The 8,219-nt window shown below is 67.4% G+C and carries 9 protein-coding genes; 4 read left to right on the plus strand and 5 right to left on the minus strand.

All coding sequences use genetic code 11. The features are described from left to right. A partial coding sequence (locus ACLN58_RS14220) for a cytochrome c biogenesis protein ResB (protein ID WP_415855915.1) occupies positions 1–1,158 on the plus strand: 1,158 nt, incomplete at its 5' end. Then, positions 1,158–2,285, plus strand: a complete 1,128-nt coding sequence (gene ccsB, locus ACLN58_RS14225) for a c-type cytochrome biogenesis protein CcsB (RefSeq protein WP_415855916.1) — start codon at positions 1,158–1,160, stop codon at positions 2,283–2,285. The genes ACLN58_RS14220 and ccsB, both read left to right, overlap by 1 nt. A gap of 139 nt (positions 2,286–2,424) precedes the next feature. Here the strand turns inward: ccsB and ACLN58_RS14230 are convergent, their stop codons facing one another. From ACLN58_RS14230 to ACLN58_RS14240, 3 genes are all read right to left on the minus strand, one after another. After that, positions 2,425–2,667 carry a hypothetical protein gene (locus ACLN58_RS14230; protein WP_415855917.1) on the minus strand — a complete coding sequence of 81 codons (243 nt, stop codon included), beginning with the start codon at positions 2,665–2,667 and terminating at the stop codon, positions 2,425–2,427. Between the two features lie 346 nt (positions 2,668–3,013). Then, positions 3,014–3,997, minus strand: coding sequence for a carbohydrate ABC transporter permease (locus ACLN58_RS14235; RefSeq protein ID WP_415855918.1), 984 nt, complete (start codon positions 3,995–3,997; stop codon positions 3,014–3,016). Continuing rightward, the gene (locus tag ACLN58_RS14240; protein WP_415855923.1) at positions 3,987–4,871 is read right to left on the minus strand and encodes a carbohydrate ABC transporter permease; all 885 of its coding nucleotides are present in this window, start codon (positions 4,869–4,871) and stop codon (positions 3,987–3,989) included. Before ACLN58_RS14240 ends, ACLN58_RS14235 begins: the two co-directional genes overlap by 11 nt. Positions 4,872–5,192: 321 nt before the next feature. Here ACLN58_RS14240 and ACLN58_RS14245 point away from each other — a divergent pair, with 321 nt between their 5' ends. Next, positions 5,193–6,494 (plus strand): ABC transporter substrate-binding protein, encoded by a 1,302-nt coding sequence (locus ACLN58_RS14245; protein ID WP_415855919.1) that lies wholly within the window; start codon positions 5,193–5,195, stop codon positions 6,492–6,494. Positions 6,495–6,513: 19 nt separating this feature from the next. Here ACLN58_RS14245 and ACLN58_RS14250 read toward each other — a convergent pair whose 3' ends face one another. After that, positions 6,514–6,777 (minus strand): PLD nuclease N-terminal domain-containing protein, encoded by a 264-nt coding sequence (locus tag ACLN58_RS14250; RefSeq protein ID WP_415855920.1) that lies wholly within the window; start codon positions 6,775–6,777, stop codon positions 6,514–6,516. A 25-nt stretch (positions 6,778–6,802) separates the two neighbouring features. On the opposite strand from ACLN58_RS14250, the gene ACLN58_RS14255 reads away from it, so the two are divergent. Further along, positions 6,803–7,183, plus strand: a complete 381-nt coding sequence (locus tag ACLN58_RS14255; protein WP_415855921.1) for a DUF4229 domain-containing protein — start codon at positions 6,803–6,805, stop codon at positions 7,181–7,183. On the opposite strand, the gene ACLN58_RS14260 is transcribed toward ACLN58_RS14255, so the two are convergent. After that, entirely contained in the window at positions 7,140–8,018 is an 879-nt protein-coding gene (locus ACLN58_RS14260) for a 1,4-dihydroxy-2-naphthoate polyprenyltransferase (RefSeq protein ID WP_415855922.1), read from the minus strand. The genes ACLN58_RS14255 and ACLN58_RS14260 overlap by 44 nt on opposite strands. Positions 8,019–8,219 lie beyond the last annotated feature (201 nt).

The following is an 8,219-nucleotide window of genomic DNA, read 5'->3' on the forward strand; positions in this document are numbered from 1 at the left end:
TACCTCAAGGAACTCGGCAACCTGTGCTTCCACAGTGGCCTCGTGGGCGTGCTCATCTCGGTCGCGATCGGAGGCCTCTTCGGGTACAGCGGCCAGCGCACGCTCGTCGAGGGGGACACGTTCGTGAACACCCTCGTGGGCTACGACCAGTTCAATCCGGGCACGAACTTCCAGTCCTCGTGGCTCGCGCCGTACTCACTCCAGCTGGACAAGTTCGACGTCCGCTATGACCGCGAGTCGGCCGCGCACTTCGGCCAGCCGCTCGACTTCACGGCGCACCTCACCACAAAGGATTCGCCCGACTCCGCCGCGAAGCAGCAGGATCTCAAGGTCAACGATCCCGTGAGCATCGGCGGAACGGACGTGTACCTCGTGGGCAACGGCTACGCCCCGGTCATCACGGTCCGCGGCGGCGACGGCAAGATCGCGTACCAGGGCCCCATCCCGTCCATCCCGACGGACACCGTCTACACGTCGACGATCGTCATCAAGGCCCCGGACGCGAAGCCGTCGCAGCTCGGCTTCGTGGGGTTCTTCCTCCCGACGGCCGTGGTGGGCCACGACGGCGTCTCGTACAGCGCCGACCCGGACCCACTCAAGCCGCAGCTGAGCCTCAACTCGTACGTGGGCGACCTCGGGCTCGACAAGGGCACGCCGCAGAACGTGTATGCGCTCGATGTCTCGAAGCTCAAGCAGGTCAACGGGCGGGACCTCCCCGCAAAGGGCATCGTGCTCGACTCGGGTCAGTCGTACACGCTCCCGAACGGTCAGGGCTCGGTCAGCTTCGATGGCCTCAAGCGGTACGTCGCCCTCGACATCCACCACAACCCCGGCCAGGAGTACGCGCTCGTCTTCGCGCTGTTCTCCCTCGCCGGACTTGTTTGCTCGCTGTTCGTGCCGCGCCGGCGCCTGTGGCTGCGCTTCGGCGACCACGAGGACGGCCGCACGATGATCGAGTACGGCCTCCTGGCGCGCGGCGAGGATCACGGCCTCGCGGCGGAGGGCCGGTCGGTGCGCGCCGCGCTCGCGAAGGCGTGGGGCCTGCCCGAGCAGGAATCGCCCCGGGACGTGGCCTCTACGCACGAGGCGTCCACACACGAGGCGTCCACACACGAGGCGCACAATAGGACTGACTCAACCCCAGGGAAGGGCGAGTAATGCTCCCCATCAACCAGACGCTCGGCGCCTACAGCGAGCTGTTCATGCTCCTGGCGGCCGGCACGTACGTCATCGCGTTCCTCGCCTTCGCGTGGGACATGGCCACGAGCGGCAAGACCGCCCAGCAGGACGCGACGCGCCTCGCCGAGGCCAAGACGGAGAGCACGGCCTCCACCAAGGTCCCGGCGATGGCCGGCGCGGCCGAGGCGAGTTCGGATGGGTCAACCTCGGGCGGCCCGGCTTCGGGCGAGGTGGGCGGGTCCAAGCGTGCGTCCGACGGCGGAAGTCGGGTTTCGCCGTCGTCTGCGGTTGCTGCTCGGGTCGCCAAAGTCGCCGACGCCGGCCTCGCGTACACGTCGCGGCGGGCCGCCGCGCGCGTCGGGGTAGCCCTGAGCATCCTCGGGCTCATCATCCATGCAGCGGGCGTCGTGACGCGCGGCATCGCCGCGGGACGCGTCCCGTGGGGCAACATGTACGAGTTCTGCACCACCGGCGCGTTCCTCGTCGTCGCGGTGTTCCTGATCGTGCTCGTCCGGCGTGACCTGCGCTTCCTGGGCACGTTCGTCCTGGGCCTTGCAGTGGTCATGATGGTGGCCGCGGCCGTCGCGTTCTGGACGCCCGTGGGGCATCTCGTCCCGGCGCTCCAGAGCTACTGGCTCGTGATCCACGTCTCGATCGCCGTGCTTTCCTCGGCGCTCTTCACGCTGACGTTCTCGATGGGCGTCCTGCAGCTCCTCCAGTCGCGCCGCGAGGCGAAGATCGCCGCGGGCGGGCTCGACCGGGGCGGGTTCATGGGCCTCGTGCCGAATGCGCTCACGCTCGAGACTCTCTCCTACCGCATCAACACGATCGCGTTCGTCGGGTGGACGCTCACGGTCATGTTCGGCTCGATCTGGGCCGAGAAGGCGTGGGGCCGGTTCTGGGGCTGGGACACGAAGGAAGTGTGGAGCTTCGTGATCTGGGTCGTGTACGCGGCGTACCTGCACGCGCGGGCCACGCGCGGCTGGACCGGGACCCGGGCCGCGTGGCTCTCGATCGTCGGCTACCTGTGCGTGGTCTTCAACTTCACCGTGGTGAACATCTACTTCACGGGCCTCCACTCGTACGGCGGGGTCAGCGCCGGCTGATCACAGGCCGCACATCCGCCGGGTGGGCATACATCCGCCGGGTGGGCATACGTCCGCCGGGTGGCTGCCTTTCCGCCGGGTATAACCCCCTCCGGAGTGCTTCACCCCCTCCGGAGGGGCAAACCGGCACCCTCGACCCTCACGAGCACACGTCGAGGAAGCTCGTGGCGTTTGGGCGAGCGTGGAAGGTCACGGTGTGCCCCGCGGCGTCGCGGAAGACGGCGTCTTGGCCGGTCACGGTGATGGTGCCCTCTTGGAAGGGGTTGCCCCAGCCTGCCGGCGGGTTGCCGTTGCCGTCGTCCAAGATCTTGTCGGTGGCGTAGAACGTGTTCCCGACCCGCACTTCGTGGATGCCGCAGTGGGTGGTGAGCAGGATGGACACCGCACTGGGGGAAGCAGCTGGGCTTGCCACCGGCCCGCTCGTCGGACCAGCAGGGCCTGCAGGGCTCATGGCCGGTGCTCCGGCGGGCGAGGCTGACGGCGCGCAGCCAGACAACGCTGCCATCCCCGCGGCGGCCCAGAAGAGCATCGTGCGGAACCAGGCCGGACGCACGGGCATGGCGCGCCGCTGTTTCGACCGAAAGAATCCCCAGTTCGCCAAACTGCCACCTCCGCCTGTGCCGGGCCTAGGATAGGCGCCCCGGCGGCCAAGCCACAACGCAAAACGGCGGCCGGCTTCGTGACGAAGCCAGCCGCCGTTAGGGCGTCTCCGGGGCGTGAAGCCAGCCCTACTTGATGCCCGTCGTGGCGATGCCCTTGACAAGGAACTTCTGGCCCACGAGGAACGCGATGAACACCGGCAGGAGCGAGACGACAGACATCGCGAACATCGCGCCCCAGTCGGTGCTGGACTGCGCGTCGACGAACGCGCGCAGCGCCACGGGAACCGTGAACACGTCGGGGGACGTGAGGTAGATGAGCTGGCTGAAGAAGTCGCTCCAGGTCCAGATGAACGTGAAGATCGTCGTGGTCGCGAGCGCCGGCGTCATGAGCGGGAGGATCACGCGGAGGAAGATGAGCGGGTGGCCCGCGCCGTCGATCCGCGCGGCCTCGTCGAGCTCACGCGGGATCCCGCGGATGAACTGGACCATGAGGAACACGAAGAACGCGTCCGTGGCCAGGAGCTTGGGCACGATGAGCGGCCAGAACGTGTTGATCCAGCCGATCTGCGAGAACAGGATGTACTGCGGCACGATGATGACGTGGATGGGCAGCATGATCGTGATGAGCATGGCGCCGAACATCCACCTCTTGCCCGTGAACTCGAGGCGAGCGAACGCATAAGCGGTCATCGAGCACGAGACGAGGTTGCCCACGATCGCGCCCAGCACCACGAGGGCCGAGTTCAGCAGGTACGTTCCGAACGGGGAGCTCAGCGCGTTCCAGCCGGTCGCGTAGTTCTCGGGGTGCGCCTCGGTGAGCCACAGGCCCGGGGCGCGGAAGACGTCGTCGCTCGGGCGGAACGAGGAGACCAGCATCCACAGGAGCGGGTAGATCATCACGATCGCCGCGACGATGAGGATCACGTGCTTGCCGAGGTTGCGCAGGCGTCCCCGGGTGGAGAAGGCGAGGTTGCCCTGGGGTAGCCGGCGCCGGCGGTTGGGCGAGGAGTCGCCGCGCCCTGCGGGGCGGCCGACGACGGCGGGAGACTCGGCGGGAGCCGACGTGCGGAGCGCGGTGGCCGCGCCGTTCGAGGCTGCTTCAGTCGTCATAGAACACCCAGAATTTCGATGCGTAGAAGTTGATGGCGGTGAAGGCTCCGACGAGGATCAGCAGGACCCAGGCCATCGCGGACGCGTAGCCCATGTCGAACTGACCGAAGCCGCGCTGGTACAGGTAGAGCGTGAAGAACATCGTCGAGTCGGACGGCCCACCGTTGCCGCCCGAGACGATGAACGCCTGCGTGAACGACTGGAACGCGCCGATGATCTGCAGCACGAGGTTGAAGAAGATGATCGGGCTCAGGAGCGGAAGCGTGATCTTGAAGAAGCGAGTGGCCCGCCCGGCACCGTCGACGGACGCGGCCTCGTAGTACATCGTGGGGATCTGGCGGAGCCCCGCGAGGAAGATGATCATGGGGGAGCCGAACGTCCACACGTGCAGCAGGATGATGCTGCCGAGGGCCGTGCTCGGGTCCGAGATCCAGCCCGGGCCGTGGATGCCGAAGAACGCCAGGATCTGGTTGACCAGGCCGGACGTGCCGAACATCTGCTTCCACAGGATGGCCACTGCCACGGACGAGCCGAGCAGCGACGGAAGGTAGAAGACCGAGCGGTAGAACGGGAGCCCCTTGAGGCCCTTGTCCAGGGCCACGGCGACCGTGAGCGCGAGGCCGAGCTGGAGCGGAACGCCCACCACGACGTACGTGAGCGTGACGCCGAGGGAGTTCCAGAAGCGCTCGTCGCCCATCATGCGGGTGAAGTTGTCGAATCCGATCCAGTTGGGGTCCTGGATGAGGTTGTAGTCCGTGAAGGACAGGTAGAGCGACATGAGCATCGGGCCGATCGTGATGGCCACGAGGCCTACGATCCACGGCGCGAGGAAGACGAACGCTGCCTTGTTGTCCTTGGGCCGGCGCTGCTTGATGGCGCCCTTGCCCTGGCTCGAGCCGGACTTCTTGCTGAGGGTGCCCAGCTCCGCGAGCGCGCTCACGGGGCGAGTCCCTCGGGTGGTGCCGGCCAGGTAGCGAGCGCTGGAGCCGCGTGCAGTTCAGACACGGTGTGACCTCCTTTGGTCGGAATGCGCTTTCACAGCAAGATAGGGCCGCCCCGCTATGGGCGTCAAGGCCTTGATATTGCAAGTGGAATGCGTTTTCCTTAGATCTTGACGGCTGGTGTGACCTCGGGCATACTCAGCGAATCAGAAACCGATTTCTCGGTCAACCGTTCGTTCAACATTGGAGAGACGATGACGACTCTGACGCGCCGCTCAGCACTCAAGCTGTTCGCCGGCACCGCGGCCGTGGGCCTCCTCGCTGGCTGCGGCACCGGCGGCGGCAGCAAGAATGCCGACGGATCGGTGACCCTCCGCTTCACCTGGTGGGGAAACGACGTCCGCAACAAGCAGACGCAGCAGGTCATCGACGATTTCCAGAAGGCGCACCCGAACATCAAGATCCAGGCCGAGCCGGGCGTGTGGTCGGGCTACTGGGACAAGCTCGCCACGCAGACGGCAGCTAATGACGCCCCGGACATCATCCAGATGGACCTCGCCTACATCGCCGAATACGGCGGCCGCGGTGCCCTCCTCGACCTGTCGAAGCAGAAGGGCCTCGACCTTTCGGCGTTCGATTCCAACACGCTCGCGTCCGGGCAGTACAACAGCAAGCTCTACGGCGTCAGCACCGGCCAGAACGCGCTCGGCGTCTTCGCGAACGTGAAGGTCTTCAAGGCGGCCGGCGTGGCGATCCCCGACGACACGAAGTGGACGTGGGACGACTACCTCAAGACCGCAGCCGCGCTCGCGGCCGGGGCAGGGAACTACGGTGCCTCCTACGGCATCACGGATCAGGCCCTGAGCATCTGGCTTCGCCAGCGCGGCGAGCAGCTCTACACCGCGGACGGAAGCACGGGATTCACCGTGGATGGCGTGGCCTCGTTCATGGCGTTCCAGAAGAAGCTCCTCGACGCGAAGGCGGCACCGCCTGCGAGCGTCGCCCAGGAGGACGTCAACGCGGCCGTCGAGCAGACGCTCGCGGCCACCAACAAGACCGGCATGTCCTTCTGGTGGACCAACCAGCTCGGCGCGCTGTCCAAGGCCGCGGGTACCGATTTCAAGATCCTCCGCATGCCCAGCCAGGACGGCAAGCCGAAGGACGACGGCCTCTTCTACAAGCCCTCGATGTACTGGTCGGCGTCGTCCCGCACGAAGCACCAGGACGAGGTCGCAACGTTCATCGACTACCTCGTTAACAGCACCGACGTGGCCAAGGTCATCACCACGGAGCGTGGCTTCTCGTCTTCGTCCAAGGTCCAGGACGCGATCAAGCCGCTCCTGACCCCGACGGACAAGACTGCGCTCGACTTCCTCACCCAGATCAAGCCCGAGCTTGGCGCGGCGCCCGCGGTTCCGCCGGTCGGCACGAGCAAGGCGGGCGACGCGCTTCTGCGCCACCTGACCGACGTGCTGTTCGGCCGGGCCGACGCTCAGGCCGCGGCGGCGGCGTTCAAGAGCGACGCCGACAACCTCATCAAGAGCGCCAAGAAGTAACGATCAGGGCCCAGTAATCTCAGAGGCCGTGCAGGAAGTCGGGGTCGTCGTCCGGAGCCATCGGGCGGCGGCCCCGCGTCCCGCCTGACGTGGGCGGCGCCGTGTGGCGCGGGCGGCCGAAGGCGAACCACAGCGTGGTGCCGATGACCGGGAGGACCGCGATGAGGAACCACGAGGTCTTCGAGAGGCCGCCTCGGATTCGGCCGCGATCGGCCATCGCGCAGTCCACCATGGCGTAGAGCCAGGCGGCCAGGATCACGATGACGGGCACGAGGCGGACCATAGACCTATTTTAGTAAACTTGAGCGGTGGCGTTCCTGAAGTACACCCTCCTCCGTGCGGCCCTCTTCGTGGTCCCGTTCGTCTTGTTCCTGCTGCTCGGGATCGGTGGTGTGCTTTCGGCCGTCTACTCCGTGGTCATCGCGTTCGCGGTGAGCTTCCTGTTCCTCAACCGGCAGCGAAACGCCGCCGCCACTGACGTGAGCGACGTGTTCGGCGGCCGCAAGAAGGTGCGGACCTCCCAGGAGGAGGAAGACGCCGAGATCGAGGACTCGCTGGACGAGGCGCGCCGCGTCGACGACGAGTACCCGGAGGTCTACGGCGACGAGCCGGGCAAGGATGGACCCGGCCGAGACGATGCGGACCCTACACGCGCCCGAGGACCGAAGCCGCCGCGAACAGGAAGCTGAACCCGAGGTTGATGAACCCGGTCTGCTGCAGCACGGGGATGAGTCCCGGACCGGCGGTTCCCGAGACCATGGTTCGCGAGGGCCGGATGCACGCGGGCACGAGCACCAGCACGAGCAGCATCCACGGGTTCGACGGCGCGAGGAGCAGCGCTGCGAGGATCGCGACACCCAGCATCACGGGGTAGGAGCGGCGCGCGGCGCGGTCGCCGAGCCGCACGGCGAGCGTGCGCTTGCCCGCGACCGTGTCTGTCGGGATGTCCCGCACGTTGTTGGCCATGAGCAGGGCGTCCGCGATGAGCCCCGTCGCGACGGCTCCGGCCCACGAGGCCGGGCTGAGCGTGAGCGCCTGCGTGTACGTGGTGCCGAGAGTCGCGACGAGGCCGAAGAACACAAACACGAACACGTCGCCGAGCCCGAGGTACCCGTACGGTCGCTTGCCGCCCGTGTAGCCCCACGCCGCCAAGACGCTCGCCGCGCCCACGATGATGAGCCACCACGTCTGCGAGAGCACCACGAGCGCGAGGCCGAACACGGCGGCGGCGCCGAACGAGAGGAACGCGGCGCGCTTCACCGTGCGCGGCTCGGCCGCCCCGCCGCCCACGAGCCGGAACGGCCCCACCCGGTTGTCGTCGGTGCCGCGCACGCCGTCGGAGTAGTCGTTCGCGTAGTTCACGCCGACCTGGAGCATGACCGCCACAAGCGCGGCGAGAACGGCGTTGACCGGCCTGAACGAGCCGAGCCCGAAGGCCGCGGCGCTGCCGACGATCACCGGAGCGATGGCCATGGGAAGGGTCCGCGGGCGGGCGCCCTGGACCCACTGGGCGAATGTTGCCACGGGCGGTTCCTGACTACGGGAGGGAGGGTGGGGCAAGGAGGGTGGGATAGGGAGGGTGGGACAGGAAGTGGGCGGGATAGGGAAGTGGGTGGGATAGGTTCGGACGGCGCCTACGGCCCCGACGCTCCGCCTGAGCGCCGCGCCGCGTGTGCCCGCGCGAGGGCCTCGCAGATCGACTGCCGGTCGGGTTTGCCGTTGGCC

Origin of the sequence: Sinomonas sp. G460-2, assembly GCF_047759905.1 — a bacterium.
Classification (GTDB): Bacteria; Actinomycetota; Actinomycetes; order Actinomycetales; family Micrococcaceae; genus Sinomonas.